This is a genomic window from Pseudomonas graminis, from assembly GCF_900111735.1.
In the GTDB taxonomy this organism is placed as follows: Bacteria; Pseudomonadota; Gammaproteobacteria; order Pseudomonadales; family Pseudomonadaceae; genus Aquipseudomonas; species Aquipseudomonas graminis.
In genome coordinates, this window is the sequence record NZ_FOHW01000010.1 from 1 (window position 1) to 20634 (window position 20634).

Sequence of the window (20634 nt, forward strand, 5' to 3'; positions counted from 1 at the left end):
GCTGCGAATGCAGGCCCACCCGGAAATGGTCGAGGCTCGACGAAGCATCGTTGAGCACCCGTTTGGCAACCTCAAACAATGGATTTACGGCAATGGCCGTTTCCTGCTTCGCCAGCTCAAAGGTGCGCGAACGGAAATGGCGCTGGCGGTGAATGCCTATAACCTGAAAAGAGCGATCAACGTGCTGGGTGTGCGCCGAATGATGGAGTTACTGGCCTGAGGAAGGCCTTTTTCTTCTCTGTGTAAATGGAAAATGCCCCGAGTTGATCGGGGCATTATTTTTGGTTAGCTACTGGGTATCTGGTTTTCACACGGTCTGGACAGGTGCAGCTTGCTTGCCGGGCAGACTCTTGAGGTCTTCGAGGCGGCGCTGCTGCTCCTGGAGCAGCTGTTCCTGACGGTCGCGCAACAAATCCTGATCGCCCGGATTCGGCGCCGCGAGGATGGTGAGCGGAATGGCGACGAGCAGGCAAAACAGCCCAACTCTGAGTGCGGGGAAATTCACGGAGCGTCCTTGCAATAGCACAGTGATATCAATAAACGGCGCGATAGTAATTAGCCATTAGACTGACGTCAATAAGCCGGCATGAAGTTTCATGTTCGCCCGAATCGTCGGTCGCGGACCTCCCTCGGTTGGCCAAAGCTCGCCACAAAAAAAGGCCGCCCGCGAAAACGGACAGCCCTTTTATCGTCCCGACATCTCATCTCTTGAGGGACGCAGGTTGCGGTTTAAACCGCGTTTAATTCAATGGCGCAGCAACTTGCGCAACGGCACTCCATCCTTGAGCACCGGCGACTTGATGACGATGTAGCTGAAGTACTTGGAGATCCCGATGTTTTTGTCGAGCAGGCTTTCCACCACTTCCTGATAGTGCTGAATACTGCGGGTCATGAAGCGCACCAGGTAGTCGTAGCCGCCACTGATCAGGTGGCATTCGAGGACTTCGTCGACCAGACGGATGTTGGATTCGAACTTGGCGAAGTCTTCGCGCTTGTGGTCGCTGAGGGTGATTTCGGTGAAGACGGTGACCGAGTCGGTGATCTTGGCCAGGTTCAGATGCGCCTTGTAGCTGGAGATATAACCGGCCGATTCCAGCCGCTTGACCCGTTGCAGGCACGGGCTGGCGGACAGGCCGACGGCATCGGCGAGGCTGACATTGGTCATCCGGCCGTCCTTCTGCAGTTCGACCAGGATACTGATGTCGATCCGATCCAGTTTTACGAGCCCTTCCATCACGTACCTCTTGACTGCCGTTGTAAGACAATCTTCTAGCAAAATCAGCGCCGTAAAGACAGCTGATGCTGCGCCACCAGGTCAGCCATGCTGTTGATGCAGTACTCCGCCGCGCAGGGTGAAGGCTGACGCGCCCGGTGGCGGCCGATCAGGCAGCGGTCCAGACCGGCGAACGTGTCGACCGACGGTCCCGTGACGTGCAGGACCGGTTGCACCTGATCGCCCTGATCAGTGAGCCATTGCGGACCTTCGGCCAGGGAAATGAAATCTTCCGGTGCAATTCCCAGCCGCTCACAGAGCACGCCACGGTCCTCGGCATCGCGGTCGCCGCGCACCAGCAGTCGATAGAATTTGCGCAAGTACAGCATCGCCCCCGGTGCGTCTTCGAACAACGACCAGTTGCCCGCCGAACGGGCGAAGCTCATGCCCTCCTCCCAACTGGCGTGCAGGCCCCACTTTTCGGCGAGTTGGCGATGGGCGAAGCACAACAGGCCGCTGAAGCCCAGCTCGGCGAAGCGCGGATACAGGGTCGCAACGACGGCGTTGAATTCCGCCAGCACTTCATCTTTGGCGGGTTGCCCGCCGCGGCTGTCAAGCAGCGGTTGCAGCGCGGCCCAGACGCCCGAATCGCGATCCACCAGCACTTCGTCGCAATCGATCAGTAACGCTCGGTACTCTGTTAGTCCGATTCCGGTCAGCCCCAATTCTGTCAGCCCCATGTGGATCAAACCTCCTGGATGCATTTAGCCCAGCGCGGGCACTGCTCTGGTTCAAGAGTTCAAGACTTCAAGACCCGTGCCAAGGCCGCGTCGAGGATCTGTACCGCTTCGTCGACCTGGGCTTCGGTGGTGACCAATGGCGCAAGGAAGCGCAGTACGTTGCGGTAAACGCCGCATTTGATCACCAGCAAACCGCCGGCGCGGGCTTCGTCGATCACTCGCTGGTTGAGGTCGGCATCGGGGGTCCGCGCGGCGTCATCCTTGATCAGCTCGATCGCCAGCATGAAACCGGTGCCACGGACGTCGCCGATGCGTGGGTAGCGCGCCTGCAAACCGATCAGGCCACGGCGCAGGCGTTCCCCCAGAAGTTGGCTGCGCGCCAGCAGTTGTTCTTCCTCGAACGCGTCGATCACCGCCAGTGCCGCCGCGCAGGCCAGGGCGTTGCCGCCGTAGGTGCCGCCGAGGCCCCCGGGCAGTGGCGCATCCATGATGTGCGCCTTGCCGACCACGCCGGACAAAGGCAAGCCACCGGCGAGGCTCTTGGCGACTGTCACCAGATCAGGCTGGATACCGGAGTGCTGGTAGCCAAACCAGGTACCGGTGCGACCGAAGCCGCTCTGGATCTCGTCGAGGATCAACACGATGCCGTGCTTGTCGGCCAACGCGCGCAGGGCCTGGAGAAACTCAGGCGGCGCGGTGAGGAAGCCGCCATCGCCCTGCATGGGTTCGATGAGGATGGCGGCGACGCGGTCCGGTGCCACTTGGGTCGCCAGCAGTTCCATCAGCGCACTGAGTGCCGCCTCGCTGCTGACGCCGCGATACGTGTTGGGGTAAGGCGTGTGGAACACCTCCGGCGCAAACGGCCCGAAGTTCTGTTTGTACGGTTGGCTCATGCCGGTGAGCGTGGTGCCGAGCAAGGTGCGTCCATGGAAGCCGCCACGAAAGGCGATGACCGCCGAGCGATTGGTATGGGCACGGGCGATCTTCACGGCGTTTTCCACCGCTTCAGCGCCGGAGGTGAAGAACGCGGCCTTGTAGGCTTCCCGCCCCCCGATCATTTCGCAGAGGCGCTGAGCCAAGTCGAGATAGGGGGTATAGGCCGCCACCTGAAAGCAGGCGTGGGAGACTTTTTGCAGTTGAGCCTGCACGGCGGCGACCACTTTCGGGTGGTTGTGGCCGATGTTGAGTACGCCGATGCCACCAACGAAATCCAGGTAGCGCTTGCCATCCACGTCCCACAATTCAGTGCCTTGGGCGCGGTCGATCACCAGCGGGTGCGCGGTCACCAGGCCACGGGGCACAAATTGCTCGCGCTGACGGAGCAAATGAGGGGTTTCGTCGACTTTGCTGTTCATGGCATTTCCCATCGTGAGTCCGGCAACCTGGAGGCGGTTGCGATGCTGATCAGGTTACGGCGTGCGGGCAACGCACTTAGCCGAACTTGGCCCGTGAGAAATTCGGATCAACTGTTTTGGCCCCGCCTTTCGACAGATCCTGCGCCGGCCTTGGGGGATGATGTGGGCGACTTCCCAACATCTTTCCTACAACCTCCCTTCAACAGGAAATGCCCATGGCCTTGCTTTACAAAGCCGACCCCGCGCGCGCGCCACACTGGCAGACGCTGTTCGCCGAACACGCCCCGGACATCGAATGGCGCGCCTGGCCGGACATCGGTAATCCCGAAGAGGTCGAGTACCTGGCGGCCTGGCAGGCCCCGGATGATCTGACGCAGTTGCTGCCGAATCTGAAGGTGCTGTTCGCGCTGTCCGCCGGAGTGGACCAGCTGGATCTGTCGCGTTTGCCGGCGGATCTGCCGGTGGTGCGGTTGCTGGATCCGGGCATTACGCGGGGGATGTGCGAGTACGCGACGTGGGCGGTGTTGAGTCTGCATCGGGACATGCTGCGGTACCGCGAGCAGCAGGCAGCGCGCTGTTGGCAGGCGCATCTGTTGCAGCCGGCGGAGCATCGGCGTGTGGGGGTGATGGGGTTGGGTACCCAGGCGCAGCAGATTCTGGCGACGCTGGCGCCGTTCGGGTTTGCGCTGTCGGGCTGGGCACGCAGTGTTCATGAGATTGAAGGGGTGGCGTGTTTTGCGGGTCAGGCGCAGTTGTCGGGGTTTCTGGGTCAGTGCGATATTTTGTTGTGTGTGTTGCCGTTGACGGAGCAGACGGAGGGGATTCTGGACCGCAATCTGTTTGCGTTGCTGCCGCGGGGCGCGGGGCTGGTGAATATGGGCCGCGGCGGGCATCTGGTGGAGGGGGATTTGCTGGAGGCGCTGGAGAGCGGGCAGTTGGGGGCCGCTGTGCTGGATGTGTTGCAGGTGGAGCCGGCGGGGTCTGATCATCCGTTTTGGGATCATCCGCAGGTGGTGTTGACGCCGCATGTGGCGGCGATGACGCAGCCGGCGAGTGCGTTTGGGGTGTTGCTGGAGAATATTCGGCGGTTTGAGCGGGGGGAGCGGATGGTGGGTGAGATAGATCGTAATCGGGGCTATTGAGATCTAGATCAAGATCAAGATCAAAGGCGTCGGCCTAACGGCCTCGGGTTTCGCCTTCGGCGAGTTACTTGGAAAAGCACCCCAAGTAACCAAGGGTGCTTGCTCCTGGTTGGGCTCCTCCTTCGTCGGAGTACCCTCACTTCGACGACGCTCCGTGGGCCCGCGCCGAACGGACATCCATGTCCTGACGGCGCTCTCGCCGCATCCATGCGGCTCGACCCACTCCGCGTCGTCTACGTTCAGCCTGCACCAAAGTCGCGATTGGCGCCGTCTGGGCTATTTGCGTATGAAGATCAAAAGCAGATCAAAATCGGATCAAGGGCTTCCCGGCTGAAGCCGGTCCTACAGGGGTAGGCGCAGGTCCCACTGACACCGCGCATGCTTTTAGTGGGACCGGCTTTAGCCGGGAAGCTGTTGATCTGATCGTTCCCACGCTTATAGCGCTTATAGGGGACTGATTTATTTACAACGCTTCACCGTAAATTAATCTGTCCCCGGTCCGTTAGGTGACACCTGACGTCTTCCCGGCTAAAGCCGGTCCCACTGACACAGCACATGCTTTTAGTGGGACCGGCTTTAGCCGGGAAGAGGCCAGTCCAGTCGCCAACAATTATGTGGTGTGCCATCTGACGCCTTCCCGGCTAAAGCCGGTCCCACTGACATCAAAAGCCTGTCGGCACGGCAACATCCCGAAACCGCCCTACCGTTGACCACTCGTCGGACCGCCTGCATCCTGCGCCGCCTCAAATTGGCGGACATCAGCAAGGTCATGCTCAAGGACGACAAAAAAGATCCCTTTGGGGACAACTCGATTTTTAAAGGGCTTCCCAACGGGGGCGCGTCATGGACACCGTGGAACCCGCCTCCCGAACCCGTGCGGGAGCCCACACTGATGCCAGAGCGCTGGCCCGAGCCGAAGGCGCGTACCGACAAGGTATTCGCCAAATCCTGTACCGGGGAATGGTGCAGCACTGACGCCGGCACCACCGTAGAACCCGCCTCCAACTTCGGCGCGATCATGATGGCGGGTGCCATGCTGCTGCCTTCCGCCTCCGACGCCATTGCCGCCGCACTCGGCGCAGACATGGGACTGGGCCGTATGGCCGGTGGCGGCATCATGCAACGCAGCCACACGTGGCTGCTTCGCGGAGCAGGCGGCCCGGCGAGTTTGTTCATCGTGGGCATGCTCCCAGCAAAGATGGGCGACGGCACGCTCTACACCGATGACGAATTGCGCAACCTGACTCAGGCGACAACACGGGTGCGTTTCCAGCTGCGCCGTGATACCGAAGGTGAATTGCAGATTTACGGCATCCACTCCAAGGCCTCCGGCGACGACTCGGTCCGCACCGTGCAAGCCCGCTGGAATGCCGACAAGAGCGCGATGGAGGCACACCTCAACGGCATCACCATTCTGATGACGCCCCGCCGGGGCCGACACGGGACACTGGAACCGCTGGTCTACCCTGAAAACAGCGATGCCCGTTTAGGCACCCTCCTCGTCCACCCGATCCCGGACGACACCGACAGCCAGCTCGAAGGCCTCCCCGGCGAAGACATCACCGCAGAAGACTGCATCCTGGTCTTCCCGGCTGATTCGGGGTTGAGGTCGATGTATGTGGTGTATGCGCGGCCGTTTAATGGGGATCATGGGTATCATCAGCCTCCGAAAGAACTCGCCGCATTTCCCGACGCAAAGGTTGCGCCCCGGAAGACATCGGTCAAGGGCGGTGGAGGTCTGCGCAAACGCTGGAAAACCCAGGCAGGCGAGATTTTCGAATGGGACAGCCAGCACGGGGCAATTGAAAAATACAACAAGCGAGGAAAACACTTGGGAGAGTTCGACGCAGAAACAGGCACTCAAACCAAAAGTGCAGACAGCACACGCGAGGTTGAACCTTGAAATACATCGTTGAGGTATTCGACAGAGAGAGCGAACAGCTCAAGCTTGAAATCAATCTGCCCGACGGTTGCGACGCTCAATTGAGCGAAATCATGGAGTGGTCGGAACCGCAACGCGGCGACGAAGGATACGACCTGAACCGCGATCAGGCTTCAGCCATTGAGGCATTGGTTGGAAGAAAATTCTTTGATGAGGTTCATATCTTCCAACTTACATGCAATGTCGCTTAAAGCTCGACCGTTTAAAGGGGACTCGTTTAAAGGGGACTGATTTATTTACAGCGCTTCTCCGTAAATTAATCTGCCCCCGGTCCGTTGGTGTGACATCCGACGCCCTCCCGGCTAAAGCCGGTCCCACTGAGATCAAAACCTGTAATCGTTGAGCCAGACACACGCAGATCGTTCCCACGCTCTGCGTGGTAATGCAGCCCCGGACGCTACGCGTCCCTGTAGGACCGGCTTCAGCCGGGAAGAGGCCCGCGCAATCGCTATCAATTTTCAGTTGGGCAACTGACGCCTTCCCGGCTAAAGCCGGTTCTACTGACACAGCGCTTGCATTTAGTGGGACCGGCTTTAGCCGGGAAGAGGCTCGCGCAATCGCTATCAATTTCTCGGTGTAGCAACCGACGCCTTCCCGGCTAAAGCCGGTCCCACTGAGATCAAAACCTGTAATCGGTGAGCCAGACACATGCAGATCGTTCCCACGCTCCGCGTGGTAATGCAGCCCCGGACGCTCTGCGTCCCTGTGGGACTCGCTTTAGCCGGGAAGGCATCAGCGGCCATACCGAAAAATTGATATTGCACACACCGGCCTCTTCCCGGCTGAAGCCGGTCCCACTATTGGAACGCGTAGCCTGACGGCCCCCCCCTAACCCAACCTCTCGGCAATCGCCGCCCCCACATCTTGCGTCGAGCCCTTCCCGCCCAAATCCGGCGTAATCGGCCCCTCTGCAATCACTTCCTCTATAGCCTGCAATATCCCGTCATGGGCCTCGCGGTAGCGTTCGTCGCCGTTACCGAGGAAGTCGAGCATCAATGCGCCGGACCAGATCATCGCGATGGGGTTGGCGATGTTTTGCCCGTAGATGTCCGGCGCGGAGCCGTGCACCGGTTCGAACAACGAGGGGAAGCGGCGTTCGGGGTCGAGGTTTGCCGAGGGGGCGATGCCGATGGTGCCCGCGCATGCCGGGCCGAGGTCCGACAGGATGTCGCCGAACAGGTTCGACGCCACGACCACGTCAAACCGGTCCGGCTGCAGCACGAAGCGTGCACACAGGATGTCGATGTGCTGCTTGTCCCACGTCACTTCGGGATAATTCGCCGCCATGAGTGCCGTGCGTTCGTCCCAATACGGCATGCTGATGGAGATGCCGTTGGATTTGGTCGCAGCCGTCAGGCGTTTGCGCGGGCGGGTCTGGGCGAGTTCGAAGGCGAATTTGAGGATGCGATCGACGCCGCGGCGGGTGAACACCGATTCTTGCAGCACGAACTCGTGTTCGGTGCCTTCGAACATCTTGCCGCCCACCGAGGAGTATTCGCCCTCGGTGTTTTCCCGGATCACCACAAAGTCGATGTCGCCCGGTTCGCGCCCGGCCAGCGGACAGGGCACGCCGGGGAACAGGCGCACCGGGCGGATGTTCACGTATTGATCGAAGTCCCGGCGAAACTTGAGCAGCGAGCCCCAAAGGGAAATGTGGTCCGGCACTTTGTCGGGCCAGCCCACGGCGCCGAAGTAGATCGCGTCATAGCCCTTGAGCTGCTCGAACCAGTCGTCGGGCATCATCTTCCCGTGGGCGAGGTAGTAGTCGCAGTGGGCCCAGTCGAGCACGTCGATGCTCAGGTTGAGTTCCCACTTTTTCGCCGCCTGTTCCAGTACCCGAAGCCCTTCGGGCAGGACTTCCTTGCCGATGCCGTCGCCCGCAATCGCGGCGATTCTGAATGCCTTGCTCATGGTGCGCCCCTTGGGTTGACTCAGTTCAAGCCGCCGATGTGGAAGGCTTTGACTTCAAGGTACTCGTCCAGGCCGTACTTGCTGCCCTCGCGGCCGAGGCCCGATTGTTTGATGCCGCCGAACGGCGCGACTTCCATCGAGATGATCCCGGTGTTGAGGCCGACCATGCCGAACTCCAGCGCCTCGCCGAAACGCCACGAGCGCTTCAGGTTCTGGGTGAAAAAGTAGGCGCCCAAACCGAATGGGGTGGCATTTGCCAGGGCCAGCGCTTCGTCTTCTGTAGTAAAGCGCATCAACGGCGCCACCGGGCCGAAGGTTTCTTCGTTGGCCAGCAGCATGCCGGCGTGGGCGTCAGCCAGCACGGTGGGTTGCACGAACTGGCTGTCGCCTGTGGGAATCCCCCCGCAGAGCAATTTCGCACCCTGACTCAGGGCGTCGTCGATGTGCCGCGCCACCTTGGCGACCGCCGCCGGGTTGATCAGCGGGCCGATGGTCACGCCCTCTTCCAGGCCGTTGCCGACCTTGAGCTTAGCCACCTCCTCCACCAATCGCGCGGCAAATCGGTCGTAGATGCCCGCCTGCACGAGGATGCGGTTGGCGCACACGCAGGTCTGCCCGGCGTTGCGAAACTTGCTGATCATCACCCCGGCCACGGCCTGTTCCAGGTCGGCGTCGTCGAACACCACAAACGGCGCGTTGCCGCCCAGTTCCAGACTCAGGCGCTTGATGTGTTCGGCGCTCTGGCGCATCAGCAGGCGGCCGACGGCGGTGGAGCCGGTGAAGGAGATCTTGCGCACCGCCGGGTTGCCGGTGAGTTCTTCACCGATGCCGGCGGGCATTCCGGTGAGGACGTTAAAAACGCCGGCCGGAATACCGACGCGCTCGGCCAGCACCGCCAGGGCGAGGGCCGAGAGCGGCGTGAGGTCAGATGGCTTGACGATGACCGGGCAGCCGGCGGCCAGGGCCGGCGCGCATTTGCGGGTGATCATCGCGTTGGGGAAATTCCACGGGGTGATCGCGGCGCAGACGCCCACGGGTTGCTTGAGGGTCAGCAGGCGTCGGTCGCCACTGGGGGCCGGCATGGTTTCGCCGTAGACCCGGCGCGCTTCTTCGGCGAACCATTTGACGAAGCCGGCACCGTAGCGGATTTCGCCCTTGGCCTCGTTCAGCGGCTTGCCCTGCTCGCAGGTCATGATCAGCGCGAGGTCGTCGAGGTGGTCAATCATTGCCTGGAACCAGCGCTCCAGCAGCACCGCCCGTTCTGCCGCCGGGCGCGCGCGCCACGCCGGCCAGGCACGTTCGGCGGCTTCAATGGCGCGGCGGGTATCGACCGCGTCCATGGCCGGAACCTGCGCAAGCAGTTCGCCGGTGGCGGGGTCGCGGACGTCGAGGGTGGCGCCGCTGTCGGCGACGATCCACTCACCGTTCACGTAGGCGCGTTCAGCCAGCAGGCCGGGGTCTTGCAAGCGATTCTTGAGCATGGTCGAGTCCTGATCCGAGACAGATTCCAGTCTAGGGATCTGCCTCGAACGAGGATGCCGAAAGCGTCTTCAAACCAGTGTGCCGTGCTGAAATTCACGTCAGGACGGCAGGCTCTGCTACGCCTTCAACGAGCCCAGCAAGCCTTGCAAAAAACGCTCGCCGGCGTCCATCTGGCTGACCTCGATAAACTCGTCCGGCTTGTGCGCCTGCTCAATGGAACCCGGGCCGCACACCACCACCGGAACGTCGAGGCGCTGCTTGAACAGGCCGCCTTCAGTGCCGAAGGAGACCTTGGTCATGCCGGTGTCCGGCGCGGCGAATTGCTTGAGGAAACTCACCGCTTCGACCGTCGGGTGCGTGTCGAGGCCGGGGTAGACGTTGATGGTCTCGATCTCGATGGCCGCGACACTGGAGAGCTTCTGCGCCTCGCGAACGATGACTTCGGCGCGCTCGCGCATCTGCTCGATGAACTGCTCCAGATTGTCCGCCGGCAGGTTGCGCACCTCGAAATCCAGGGTGCACAGGTTCGGCACGATGTTCAGCGCCTTGCCCCCGCTGATCTGGCCGACATGCACGGTGCTGTAGGGCACGTCGTAGTCGGTGTCCTGGGCGCCGTGGTGTTGCAAATGCTGCTGGCTCTCCCGCAGGGAGGCGATGAAGTCGCAGGCCACGTGAATGGCGTTGACCGAACGCGGCGCCAGAGACGAATGCGCCTCCTGACCCCGGCAATAGGTGCGGTAGGAGCCCTTGCCCTTGTGGCCCAGCACGAACTGCATGTTAGTCGGCTCGCCGATCACGCACAGAAACGGCCGCACCGGTGCCAGGTGCAGCACGTCAAGCAAGCGCCGCACGCCGACGCAACCGATTTCCTCGTCATGGGACAGGGCCAGTTGCAGGGGGCGGTTGAGTGGGCGTGTGAGGGAGTGCTCTGCCGCGTCGAGCATGGCATCGATGGCCAGGGCGATGAAGCCCTTCATGTCGCAGCTGCCGCGGCCATAGATGCGCCCGTCCTGCACCGTGGCGGCAAAGGCCGGAAAGGTCCACGCCTGCCCCGCCGCCGGCACCACGTCGGTGTGGCCGGAGAGCAACACGCCGGGCTGGTCTTTCGGCCCGGTGCTGGCGAACAGGTTGGCCTTCTTGCCACTCTCGTCTTTGACGATCAGCGACTCGATGCCCTTGCTCAGCAGCAGGTCGCGGACGTAGTCGATCAGCGCCATGTTGGACTCCGACGACACGGTTTCGAAGGCCATCAGCCGTTTCAGAATCTCGAGAACGCGGGATTTCATGAGGCGTGGCTCCTTTGCTCGGCAGGCAGGGCAAAACGTGTGATGGAGAATGCCTCGATCGGGGTCGTGGTGCGACCGGTGTCGAGCAGTTCGGCCATCACATCACCGACGCCAGGGCCGAGTTGGAAGCCGTGGCCGCAAAAGCCGAAGGCGTAGAACAGGCCGTCGACAGTGCCGCTGGGCCCCATGACCGGCAGCGAATCCGGCAGGTAGCCTTCAATGCCGCTCCACACGCGGATGATGTTCAGATTCCCCACGCCCGGCAGCAGGCGCCGCATCTGCTCGGCCTGATTGAGGATGCTGCGCGGCTCGACAGCGGCGCGGCGGTTGAGCATGTCCGGTTTGCTGCGAAATCCGCCGCCGATGACGATGTTGCCCCGAGGGATCTGACGGAAATAGATCACCTCTTCAGCAATCTTGGTGTACACGCCGATCACTGTCGGCAAGGCGTAGGGCACCGGCTCGGTGACCGCCATCTGCGGGCCATGGGTGTCCAGCGGCACCGGTTCGCCAAACTGCGCCGAGAGCTTCTGGCCCCAGGCGCCGGCGGTGATCAACAGCTGCGCGGCGTGAAACTGCCGGCCGTCGGTGGTGGTGACGTGAAAATCACCGCCGACCTTCTCCACTTCGGCCACTTCAGTGCGCTCTTCAATCTGCGCCCCCAGGCGGCGTGCGGCCCGGGCAAAGGCCGGCGCAGCGAGGCGTGGGTTGGCGTGACCGTCGTGGGGCGCGTAGGAGCCGCCTTTGACGTCCGCGCCGAGAAAGCCGAAGCGCTGATGCAGCTCGGCGCCACGGTAGACTTTCAGGTCCAGTTGCTCGGCTTCCGGCGCGGCCGCGTAGGCCTCCAGTTCGGCGATTTCGTCTTCGCGATAACACACGCGCATGTGCCCGCTGGAGATGAATTCAAGGTCATCGTCGATCAGTTCCGGCAGGCGTTTCCACAGCGCCCACGAACGATTGGCCAGCGCCAATTGCCCGAGGAAACGCCCTTGCCGGCGGACGTTGCCAAAGTTCACGCCGCTGGCGTACTGGCCGATCTGATCGCGCTCCAGCAGGATCACCGACTGCCCGCGCCGACGCAGAAAAAACGCCGTCGCCGCGCCCATGAAGCCACCGCCGACAATCACCACATCTGCTTTTTGCACGCTCATGGCGACACCTCCTCGATGAGCATCGACAACGGTTTGACCGGCGCCTGCCCGCGCTGGCGACCGACTTCCTGCACCTGCACACCGGCTTCGGCGGCGATCACTTCAGCCCCCGCCTGGGAGCAATAACGCCCCTGGCAGCGACCCATGCCGACCCGACTGAAAGCCTTGGCGCGGTTGACTTCACAGGCGCCCTTCTCGTTGACCGTGCGGCGCAACTCACCGGCGGTGATCATCTCGCAGCGGCAGACGATGGCGCTGTCCGGCAAGGCCTTGGCCTGTTCGGCGGGCCAGGGAAACGCTTCGGCAAGGCCCAGACGAAACTGGTCCATCACCCCCAGCGCTTTTTGTTCTTCGTCGCGCAGCCCGGCATTGAACGGTTGTTTGAGGTCTTCGAGCAGCGCCAGGGCCACTCGGCGTCCGGCGTGCTCGGCGGCATCGGCGCCGCGAATCTTTGCACCGTCACCGGCGGCATAGACGCCGTTTACCGAGGTACGACCGGCCTCGTCCGTCGCCAGCCACCATTGGCTGGAAGCCTGATCGAAGGCCATGGCGCAACCGGCCAGATCACCCAGCTGGGTTTCCGGACGCAAGTGATAACCCAGCGCCACCGCATCGGCCTGCACAGTCACGGCCTTGCCGCTGCCCGTGGTGAAGCGCACGCCTGCCACGCCATTGGCGGCATCGCCCAACACCTCTAACGGCTTGACGCCGAGATGCACGGGTACTTTGGCCTGGTACAACTGCGCCAGAAACTTCATGCCGGTCCACAGCAAACCCGGTCGTGCCAGCAGTTTAGGCAGCGCTTTGAGGCGCAGGCTGAAGGGCGAGGTGTCGAGGACCGCCGCGACTATGGCGCCGGCTTTGACGTACTGGCTGGCGACCAGGTACAGCAACGGCCCGCTGCCCATGAACACTACGCGATGGCCGATGGAAACGGCCTGATTCTTCAACGCGATCTGCGCCCCGCCCAGGCTGTAGGTGCCTGCCAGTTGCCAGCCTTCAATGGGCATCAGGCGGTCGGTGGCGCCGGTGCAAAGGATCAGCGCGTCGTAGTTCAGCGTGGCGTGGCGGCCCTGATTCGCGCAGCACAACTGCCCTGGCGTGAGGTTCCAGACCAATGTGTCGGGCCGATAATCGATTGCGCCGCGCAGGCGATCGAAAGTCTGGTGCAGGTGCTTGGCCTTGTCGGCTTCGCTGCCATATAAGGTGGAGTAATCGCGGGTGAATCCGTCCGGCTGGCGGCGGTAGATCTGCCCGCCATCACGCCGGTTTTCGTCCACCAGAATCGGTTTGATGCCGGCCGCCAGCAAGGTTTCGGCGCAACGCACGCCGGCCGGTCCTGCACCGACGATGACCACGCGATGAGTGCTCAGCTGTGCAGTGGCCATGTCGCCTCCGGTTGTGTGGTGACGATGTCTAGCCCGTCGCGGACTTCATTGGAGCAGGCGCGCAGGCGTTCGCCACCACGGGTCCAGACCCAGCAATCCTGGCAGGCGCCCATCAGGCAGAAACCGGCGCGGCGGCCGCTGTCGAATTCCGACTGGCGCAGCGAGCCGCCCTGGGTCAGCAACGCCACCATCAGCGTGTCGCCCTGTAATGCTTCGACCGGCGCGCCATCAACAGTCAGTTTGACCGTCGGCCGGCCCTGTTCGGCCAGCCTCACAAAACGCCCTTTCATGCATACGCTCCAAAGCTTGTAGTGGTAACGCCGCGCTGGGTCGCCAGCAGATCGGCGCCGTCGCGGTGGCAGAGAATTTCGCTGCCGTTGTCCAGCGTTCGGCGCTTCGGCGCAGTGCGGTTGCACAGGCCGTCGACGCGCACCGGGCAGCGATTGAGGAAGGTGCACAGCTCCGGCAGGTTGGCCCGTTCGCCGATCGGCGGCAGCTCGCCATGGGTGGCGCCGCAGGTTTCCAGCCAACCCTGACGCAGTTCCGGCACCGAGTGAATCAACAGATCGGTGTAAGGGTGGTACGGCGCTTCGGCAAACGACTCGCGGCGGCCGGCATGGACTTTGTGACCGCTGTACATCACCACGATGTCGTCGCACAGGGCGCGGACCGTGGAAATGTCGTGGCTGATGAACAGGTAGGACACGCCCAGTTGCTGACGCAGGTCCCGGAGCAGTTCAAGAATCGCCGCACCAACCACGGTGTCGAGGGCCGAGGTGACTTCATCGCAGAGGATCAGGTCGGGCTTGGCCGCCAGCGCACGGGCCAGGTTGACCCGCTGCTTCTGCCCGCCGGACAGTTCATTGGGGCGGCGCTCGGCCATGTCTCGCGGCAGACGCACCAGATCGAGCAGCTCGCCGATGCGCGCCTGCAACGCCGCGCCCTTGAGACCGAAATACATTTTCAGCGGACGGCTGAGGATGTTCGCCACGCTGTGCATCGGGTTGAGCGCAGTGTCGGCGTTCTGAAAGACCATCTGAATGCGCCGAAACTGCTCCGGCGTACGCTCGGACAGACTGCCGCCCAACGGCTGGCCGTCGAAGGTCAGACCACCCAAGGCCGGGGTCAGCAGCCCCGCCACCACCCGCGCCAGGGTGGATTTGCCTGAGCCCGATTCGCCGATCACACCGATGGCCTGGCCCCGCCGCACGGTCAGGTCGATGTCTTCCAGCACGCGAATCGCCGGCATGCCGTGCAGGTTTTTGTTGCCGTAGCCGGCGGTCAGGCCGGTGATGGTCAGCAGCGGTCCCTCTTCAGCAACGCCACAGGGCGGGCGAATGCCCGTGTCAGGCCGCGCGGCCGCCAGCAGGCTGCGGGTGTACTCGTGGGTCGGTGCCTTGAGCAGTGGCGCGGTGGCGCTTTGTTCGAGGATCTGCCCGCCGTTGAGCACGACGATCTGGTCGGCCATCTGCGCCACCACGGCCAGGTCGTGGGACACGTAAACCGCCGTGGCGCCCCGCTCGCGTACCACACGTTTGAACGCCCGCAGCACGTCGATCTGGGTGGTGACGTCCAGGGCGGTGGTTGGCTCATCGAGCACCACCAGCAGCGGGTCGCTGATCAGCGCCATGGCGGCCATCACCCGTTGCAGTTGCCCGCCGGAGACCTGGTGCGGGTAACGGCGGCCGATGCGTTCGGGATTCGGCAGGGCCAGATCACGAAACAGGCCGATGGCCTTGGCTTCCAGCTCTGCGCGGGTGCCGAGGCCGTGGATCAACGGCCCTTCCACCACTTGATCGAGGAGTTTTTTCGCCGGATTAAAGGCGGCCGCCGCGCTCTGAGCAATGTACGAAACACGGTTGCCGCGCAAACCCTGCAGCTGTTTTTCGTTCAGGGCGAGCATGTCGTGTTCACCGACCTGCACCACGCCGCCGGACAACCGGCAGCCCCTTCGCGCGTAACCGAGCAAGGCCAGGGCAATCGTGGTTTTCCCGGAGCCGGACTCGCCAATCAGCGCCAGCACTTCGCCCTTCTCCAAGGCAAAACTCACGCCCTTGACGATCTCCACCTCGCTGCCTGGATCACCGGCCACCACGCGCAAGTCTTCGACGCGAATCAACTGGGTCATATCAATGGCCTCCCGAGCGGCGACCGCGTCGCGATGACAGGTAGTCGATCAGCAGATTGACGCCGATGGTCAGCGTGCCGATGGCCAGCGCCGGAATGATGATCGCCATTGCGCCCTGATTGAGGCCGCCGATGTTTTCCCGCACCAGCGAGCCAAGGTCGGCGTCGGGCGGCTGTACGCCGAGGCCCAGAAAGCTCATGCCGCTGAGCAACAGTACGATGTAACCAAAACGCAGGCCGAGGTCGGTCAGCACCGGGTTGAGCATATTCGGCAGGATTTCCCGGCACGCCACGTACAACTTGCCTTCGCCCCGGGTGCGCGCCACTTGCACGTATTCCAGAGCTTCGATATTGACCGCCATGCTGCGGGCTACCCGGAACGAGCCGGGGATGTAACTGATGACCGCTGTGCAGATCAGCAGCGTGACCGACGAGCCAAAGGCCGAGACCATGATCAGCGCGAGCATTTTGCTGGGGATCGAAATGAACGCGTCCATGATCCGGCTGATGATTTCGTCCAGCCACTTGGGCGAAACCACCGACAGCAGCGCGCAGCCGGTGCCGAAGAAGCTGGCCAACAGCGCCGCCACCAGCGACAGGCCGACGGTGAAGCGCGCCCCCACCAGCACCCGGCTGAGCATGTCGCGGCCCAGGTAGTCGGTGCCGAACGGATGCGCCAGGCTGAAGCCTTCGAAGATGTTGTCGGAGATCACTTCGCCGACCGGGTGCGGCGCCAGCCACGGGCCGAACAGCGCCACCAGCAGCCAGATCACGCAGACGGTAGCACCGACCAATCCCAGCCAGGACGGGTTGCCGGAGACCTTGGCCAGGGCCAGGGCTGAAGACGCAGGCCTGGATTTCGCAATGAGCGGGTTCATTGGTTTCTCAGCCTCGGGTTGGAGAGGATGGCGCAGAGGTCGGCAAGCAACACCAACGCCAGATAGGCCGCGCAGAACAGCATGGTGCAGGCTTGCACCAGGGCCATGTCGCGGTTGGTCACGGCATCGACCATCAGGCTGGCGATGCCGGGATAGTTGAAGATGGTTTCGACGATCACCACACCGCCGAGCAGGTACGACAGGCTCAGGGCGATGGCATTGGCAATCGGCCCGATCGCGTTGGGCAAGGCGTGGCGCAGCACGATGCGGATCGGGCTGACACCTTTGAGGCGGGCCATTTCCACGTACGGGCTGTCGAGCTGGTCGATGACGGCGGCGCGGGTCATCCGCGCCATCTGCGCCACGATCACGCAGCACAGGGTCATCACCGGTAACGCGTAGGTGCGCAGAAATTGCAGCGGTGAGGTGATGTCGGTGGCATAGGACAGCGCCGACAGCCAACCGAGGTTGACCGCGAAAATCAGCACCGCCAGGGTCGCCACCAGAAACTCCGGCACCGCGACCATGGCCAGGGTGATGAAGCTCAGGCAACTGTCGATGCGCCCGCCCCGCCCCATCGCCGAACCGATGCCGAGGATCAGCGCCAGCGGTACCGACACCAGCGCCGTGGCGCCCGCCAGCATCAGCGTGTTCGGCACCCGGCCCGCCATCAATTCACCCACCGGCATGGCGTTGGACACCGACTGCCCCATGTCGCCGGTCAGCAAATTCATCAACCAGTGCAGATAGCGCAACACGCCGGGTTGATCCAGCCCCAGTTTCAGGCGCAGGGCCGCCACCTGTTCCGGGGTGGCGAACTGGCCAAGGGATTGCTGCGCCGCATCGCCCGGCAGCACGGCCGTGATCGCAAACACGACCATGGACACGATCAACAGGGTCACGACCCCGGCACCGAAGCGCCGGCAGATCAACCACAGCGTATGGCTATTCATCGCACTGCCTCCTCAAGCGTCCAGCCACACCTGCTCGGCGAACATGTAACCCATGAAGCCGCCCAACGGGTTGGAGTCGTAGCCCTTGATGCGCTGGTCGACGCCGTCGATGTTGCTGATGAACACCGGCACGCCGATGCCGCAGTGATCGTGGACCAGGGTCTGCATGTCGCCGTACATCTTGGCGCGCTTGGCGTCGTCGGTTTCGCCCCGGGCCAGCATCAGCAACTGGTCGAACTGATCGTTCTGCCAGCCGGACTCGTTCCACGGCGCCTTGGACTGGAAGAATTGCGAGAACATCACGTCGGCGTTCGGTCGCGGGTTGATGTTGCCGAAGCTCAACGGGTGCTTCATCCAGTGGTTGGACCAGTAGCCGTCGCTGGGCAGGCGGTTGACGTCCAGCTTGAGCCCGGCCTGTTTCGCCGATTGCTGCAACAGCACGGCGATGTCCACGGAACCGGTTGCGGCAGGCGACGCCATGACGGGCATGGTGATGCTTTCCATGCCGGCTTTCTTCAGCAGAAATTTGGCTTTTTCCGGGTCATAGACCGTCTGCGGCAGGTCGGTGTTGAAGTAGCGCGAACCCGGCGCAATCGGGTGATCGTTGCCGACCACGGCAAAGCCCCGGAACACGGCGGACTTGACCTGTTCGCGGTCCAGCAGCAGCTTCATGGCCTGGGTGAATTCCGGGCTTTTGCCGGGGAGCTGGTCCTGGCGGATGATCAAGTCGGTGTAGTTGCCGGACGGTGCATCGACGACGCGGTGTTTGGGGCTGGCGGCGATGCGCGTGGTGGAGCGCGGGTTGACCTCGTTGATCATGTGCACGTCGCCGGACAGCAGCGCGTTGACCCGCGACGGCTCGTCGGCGATGGCGATGAATTCGATCTCGTCGAGGTACGGCAGGCCCGGCTTCCAGTAGTTCTTGTTGCGCACCGCCACCGAACGCACACCCGGCTTGAACTCGCCGACGGTGAACGGCCCGGTGCCGATGCCTTTGTTGAAGTCGGTGGTGCCCTCGGGAACGATCAGCAGGTGCGACACGGCGAGAATCGACGGCAGTTCGGCGTTCGGCGCGCTGAGGCGGATCTGCACTTCATTCGGGCCGGTGGCCTTGATCTCGGCGAACTGCTCCATCAGCGGCATGACTTTGGAACCGGTGAGCGGGTCCTTGTGGCGGCTGAGGGAGAACACCACGTCGGCGGCGCTGAGGCCCTTGCCGTTGTGGAAAGTCACGTCCTTGCGCAGGGTGATGGTCCACAGCGTGGCGTCAACGTTGTCGATGCGCTCGGCCAGTTCCAGCTGCGGTACCAGATGCTTATCGAAGCGGGTCAGGCCGTTGTAGAACATGTAGTGACGGGCGTAGTCGGTGGACAACGCGCCCTTGGCCGGATCGAGGGTGTCGGCGGTGGAACTCGACATGCCGGCCACACGAATCTTGCCGCCGGGCTTGCCCTTGCCCCCGGCGGTGGCTTCTTCGGCGAACAGCTTGCCGGCGCTGCCAAACAGGCTGCCCGCCCCCGCTGCGGCGACACCGGCCAGGCCGAGCATCTGCAAGGCGTTGCGCCGCGACATGCCGCGATTGAGGCCTTCGAATACCCGCAGGCTGTCTGGGCCGGAGATAAGCTCGGGGGTGTCTTTGTGGTCAGTCATATCAAGGCTACCTGTCGATGATCGGAATATTCGAGTGCTCACGGATGTCCGGAGCGTCCTGGAAACGCAGACGACGGTGACGCTACAGCGGGCGACTCAGTGCACGGCTCGGTGCATGACTCAGTGCAAATAGTCCTGGAAGCGGTAATACGCGCCCACGAACGGCAGAAACCACGGCTTGCCGAAGTGACCGGGGATCGCCGGCCACTCCAGTTCACGCCAGGGGTTGGCCGCCGCGTTGCCGGCCATCACCTCGGCCATGACCTGGCCCATGTGCACGGACATCTGCACGCCATGGCCGCTGTAGCCCATGGAATGGAACACGCCGCCGTGCTGGCCGGCGCGGGGCAGACGGTCGGACGTCATGTCCACCAGGCCGCCCCAGCAGTAATCGATTTTCACGTTGGCCAACGCCGGGAACATGTTCAGCATCGCCGCCTGCAGCACCTTGCCGCTCTTGGCGTCGGACACGCCGTCGGACATGGCAAACCGCGCACGCCCGCCAAACAGCAGGCGGTTGTCCGGGGTCAGGCGAAAGTAGTTGCCGATCATGCGGCTTGTCACGTAGGCCCGGTGCTGCGGCAATAACTCGTCGATCAGCGCCTGGGGCAAGACTTCGGTGGCGATGACAAAACTGCCCACCGGCACGATCCGCCGGCGGTACCAGCCGAGGTCGCCGTGCTGGCACGCGCCGGTCGCCAGCAATACCTGCCCGGCGTGCAGCGAACCCTTGGCGGTGTTGACCTGATAACCGCCAGCCTCGGGCTTCCAGTCCTTGACCGGGGTGTGTTCGTAAATCATTGCGCCGCGTCGGGCAGCCGCTTCCGCCAGACCGACACCGAAGCGGCCAACGTGCATCTGCACGCCGTTGCGCTGCAACAACGCACCATGGAATTGCGCCGAGTTGACTTCGGCTCGGGTCTGCTCGGCATTGAGCAGCTCGACGTCGGCGTCCACCTCTTGGCGGATCAGCTCGCAGGTGCGGGCCAGGCCCTCGTAATGCAAAGGTTTGGCGGCCAGTTTGAGCTTGCCGTTGCGCAGCAGATCGCAGGCGATCCTCTCCTGCTCGACCAACGAAACCACGGTCTGCACCGCGCTTTCATAGGCCTGGTAATAGGCACGCGCTTTTGCTGCACCGAGACTGGCATGCAGCCCGGCGTAATCCTGGGCCACGCCGGTGTTGCACTGACCGCCGTTGCGACCGGAGGCTTCACCGATCACACGACCGGCGTCCAGCACCACCACGCTGGCGCCCTTGAGCGCCAAGGCTCGCGCCGCCGACAGGCCGGTGAATCCACCGCCGATCACGGCCACGTCGACCTGCCCGGGCAAGCCGCCCAGTTGAGCACCGGTGAAGGCCGGTGAAGTGTCGAGCCAATAGGATTCACTGCCCATCTTTAACCCCTTATTGCTAAA

The 20634-nt window shown here is 63.0% G+C and carries 19 protein-coding genes; 4 read left to right on the plus strand and 15 right to left on the minus strand.

Annotation, left to right across the window (positions count from 1 at the left end):
- Positions 1-220, plus strand: a 220-nt coding sequence (locus BMY98_RS09620) for a transposase (RefSeq protein WP_139214465.1), incomplete at its 5' end; no start/stop codon positions are given.
- An 87-nt stretch (positions 221-307) separates the two neighbouring features.
- Here BMY98_RS09620 and BMY98_RS09625 read toward each other — a convergent pair.
- From BMY98_RS09625 to gabT, 4 genes are all read right to left on the minus strand, one after another.
- Positions 308-505: a hypothetical protein gene (locus tag BMY98_RS09625; protein WP_074887947.1), complete on the minus strand. Its 198-nt coding sequence runs from the start codon at positions 503-505 to the stop codon at positions 308-310.
- 240 nt (positions 506-745) lie between these two features.
- On the minus strand, positions 746-1234 hold the full coding sequence (locus BMY98_RS09630) for an Lrp/AsnC family transcriptional regulator (RefSeq protein WP_003174918.1): 489 nt from the start codon (positions 1232-1234) through the stop codon (positions 746-748).
- 44 nt (positions 1235-1278) lie between these two features.
- Positions 1279-1923 carry a tautomerase family protein gene (locus tag BMY98_RS09635; RefSeq protein ID WP_074888306.1) on the minus strand — a complete coding sequence of 215 codons (645 nt, stop codon included), beginning with the start codon at positions 1921-1923 and terminating at the stop codon, positions 1279-1281.
- 89 nt (positions 1924-2012) lie between these two features.
- Entirely contained in the window at positions 2013-3308 is a 1296-nt protein-coding gene (gene gabT / locus BMY98_RS09640) for a 4-aminobutyrate--2-oxoglutarate transaminase (RefSeq protein WP_074887948.1), read from the minus strand.
- A gap of 215 nt (positions 3309-3523) precedes the next feature.
- Between gabT and BMY98_RS09645 the strand changes: the two genes are divergently transcribed.
- The 3 genes from BMY98_RS09645 (at position 3524) to BMY98_RS09655 (ending at position 6583) form a co-directional block, all read left to right on the plus strand.
- Entirely contained in the window at positions 3524-4450 is a 927-nt protein-coding gene (locus tag BMY98_RS09645; protein ID WP_074887951.1) for a 2-hydroxyacid dehydrogenase, read from the plus strand.
- 619 nt (positions 4451-5069) lie between these two features.
- Complete coding sequence (locus BMY98_RS09650; protein ID WP_245760043.1) at positions 5070-6353, plus strand: colicin E3/pyocin S6 family cytotoxin; 1284 nt, start codon at positions 5070-5072, stop codon at positions 6351-6353.
- Positions 6350-6583 carry a DUF7683 domain-containing protein gene (locus BMY98_RS09655; protein WP_074887955.1) on the plus strand — a complete coding sequence of 78 codons (234 nt, stop codon included), beginning with the start codon at positions 6350-6352 and terminating at the stop codon, positions 6581-6583. The genes BMY98_RS09650 and BMY98_RS09655 overlap by 4 nt, the downstream gene beginning before the upstream one ends.
- A gap of 637 nt (positions 6584-7220) precedes the next feature.
- Here BMY98_RS09655 and BMY98_RS09660 read toward each other — a convergent pair.
- From BMY98_RS09660 to BMY98_RS09710, 11 genes are all read right to left on the minus strand, one after another.
- Positions 7221-8303, minus strand: coding sequence for a tartrate dehydrogenase (locus BMY98_RS09660; RefSeq protein ID WP_074887958.1), 1083 nt, complete (start codon positions 8301-8303; stop codon positions 7221-7223).
- A gap of 20 nt (positions 8304-8323) precedes the next feature.
- Positions 8324-9784 carry an NAD-dependent succinate-semialdehyde dehydrogenase gene (locus tag BMY98_RS09665; RefSeq protein ID WP_074887962.1) on the minus strand — a complete coding sequence of 487 codons (1461 nt, stop codon included), beginning with the start codon at positions 9782-9784 and terminating at the stop codon, positions 8324-8326.
- 117 nt (positions 9785-9901) lie between these two features.
- Positions 9902-11071, minus strand: a complete 1170-nt coding sequence (gene argE / locus BMY98_RS09670) for an acetylornithine deacetylase (protein ID WP_074887965.1) — start codon at positions 11069-11071, stop codon at positions 9902-9904.
- The gene (locus BMY98_RS09675) at positions 11068-12222 is read right to left on the minus strand and encodes an NAD(P)/FAD-dependent oxidoreductase (RefSeq protein ID WP_074887968.1); all 1155 of its coding nucleotides are present in this window, start codon (positions 12220-12222) and stop codon (positions 11068-11070) included. The genes argE and BMY98_RS09675 overlap by 4 nt, the downstream gene beginning before the upstream one ends.
- Positions 12219-13610 carry an FAD/NAD(P)-dependent oxidoreductase gene (locus BMY98_RS09680; RefSeq protein ID WP_074887971.1) on the minus strand — a complete coding sequence of 464 codons (1392 nt, stop codon included), beginning with the start codon at positions 13608-13610 and terminating at the stop codon, positions 12219-12221. The genes BMY98_RS09675 and BMY98_RS09680 overlap by 4 nt, the downstream gene beginning before the upstream one ends.
- Positions 13592-13900 (minus strand): (2Fe-2S)-binding protein, encoded by a 309-nt coding sequence (locus tag BMY98_RS09685; protein WP_074887973.1) that lies wholly within the window; start codon positions 13898-13900, stop codon positions 13592-13594. The genes BMY98_RS09680 and BMY98_RS09685 overlap by 19 nt, the downstream gene beginning before the upstream one ends.
- Positions 13897-15738, minus strand: a complete 1842-nt coding sequence (locus BMY98_RS09690) for an ABC transporter ATP-binding protein (RefSeq protein ID WP_074887975.1) — start codon at positions 15736-15738, stop codon at positions 13897-13899. The genes BMY98_RS09685 and BMY98_RS09690 overlap by 4 nt, the downstream gene beginning before the upstream one ends.
- A gap of 1 nt (position 15739) precedes the next feature.
- On the minus strand, positions 15740-16615 hold the full coding sequence (locus tag BMY98_RS09695) for an ABC transporter permease (protein WP_074887978.1): 876 nt from the start codon (positions 16613-16615) through the stop codon (positions 15740-15742).
- On the minus strand, positions 16612-17568 hold the full coding sequence (locus tag BMY98_RS09700) for an ABC transporter permease (RefSeq protein ID WP_074887981.1): 957 nt from the start codon (positions 17566-17568) through the stop codon (positions 16612-16614). Before BMY98_RS09700 ends, BMY98_RS09695 begins: the two co-directional genes overlap by 4 nt.
- 12 nt (positions 17569-17580) lie before the next feature.
- Positions 17581-19218, minus strand: coding sequence for an ABC transporter substrate-binding protein (locus BMY98_RS09705; protein ID WP_074887984.1), 1638 nt, complete (start codon positions 19216-19218; stop codon positions 17581-17583).
- A 120-nt stretch (positions 19219-19338) separates the two neighbouring features.
- A complete protein-coding gene (locus tag BMY98_RS09710; protein WP_074887986.1) occupies positions 19339-20613 on the minus strand; it encodes an NAD(P)/FAD-dependent oxidoreductase in 1275 nt (424 codons plus the stop codon).
- Positions 20614-20634: the final 21 nt, after the last annotated feature.

Excerpts from the sequence above, each read along its gene's own strand:
- BMY98_RS09630 (WP_003174918.1), bottom strand. The coding sequence starts at position 1,234 with ATGGAAGGGCTCGTAAAACTGGATCGGATCGACATCAGTATCCTGGTC.
- gabT (WP_074887948.1), bottom strand. The coding sequence starts at position 3,308 with ATGAACAGCAAAGTCGACGAAACCCCTCATTTGCTCCGTCAGCGCGAG.
- BMY98_RS09645 (WP_074887951.1), top strand. The coding sequence starts at position 3,524 with ATGGCCTTGCTTTACAAAGCCGACCCCGCGCGCGCGCCACACTGGCAG.
- BMY98_RS09660 (WP_074887958.1), bottom strand. The coding sequence starts at position 8,303 with ATGAGCAAGGCATTCAGAATCGCCGCGATTGCGGGCGACGGCATCGGC.
- BMY98_RS09665 (WP_074887962.1), bottom strand. The coding sequence starts at position 9,784 with ATGCTCAAGAATCGCTTGCAAGACCCCGGCCTGCTGGCTGAACGCGCC.
- argE (WP_074887965.1), bottom strand. The coding sequence starts at position 11,071 with ATGAAATCCCGCGTTCTCGAGATTCTGAAACGGCTGATGGCCTTCGAA.
- BMY98_RS09675 (WP_074887968.1), bottom strand. The coding sequence starts at position 12,222 with ATGAGCGTGCAAAAAGCAGATGTGGTGATTGTCGGCGGTGGCTTCATG.
- BMY98_RS09680 (WP_074887971.1), bottom strand. The coding sequence starts at position 13,610 with ATGGCCACTGCACAGCTGAGCACTCATCGCGTGGTCATCGTCGGTGCA.
- BMY98_RS09685 (WP_074887973.1), bottom strand. The coding sequence starts at position 13,900 with ATGAAAGGGCGTTTTGTGAGGCTGGCCGAACAGGGCCGGCCGACGGTC.
- BMY98_RS09690 (WP_074887975.1), bottom strand. The coding sequence starts at position 15,738 with ATGACCCAGTTGATTCGCGTCGAAGACTTGCGCGTGGTGGCCGGTGAT.
- BMY98_RS09695 (WP_074887978.1), bottom strand. The coding sequence starts at position 16,615 with ATGAACCCGCTCATTGCGAAATCCAGGCCTGCGTCTTCAGCCCTGGCC.
- BMY98_RS09700 (WP_074887981.1), bottom strand. The coding sequence starts at position 17,568 with ATGAATAGCCATACGCTGTGGTTGATCTGCCGGCGCTTCGGTGCCGGG.
- BMY98_RS09705 (WP_074887984.1), bottom strand. The coding sequence starts at position 19,218 with ATGACTGACCACAAAGACACCCCCGAGCTTATCTCCGGCCCAGACAGC.
- BMY98_RS09710 (WP_074887986.1), bottom strand. The coding sequence starts at position 20,613 with ATGGGCAGTGAATCCTATTGGCTCGACACTTCACCGGCCTTCACCGGT.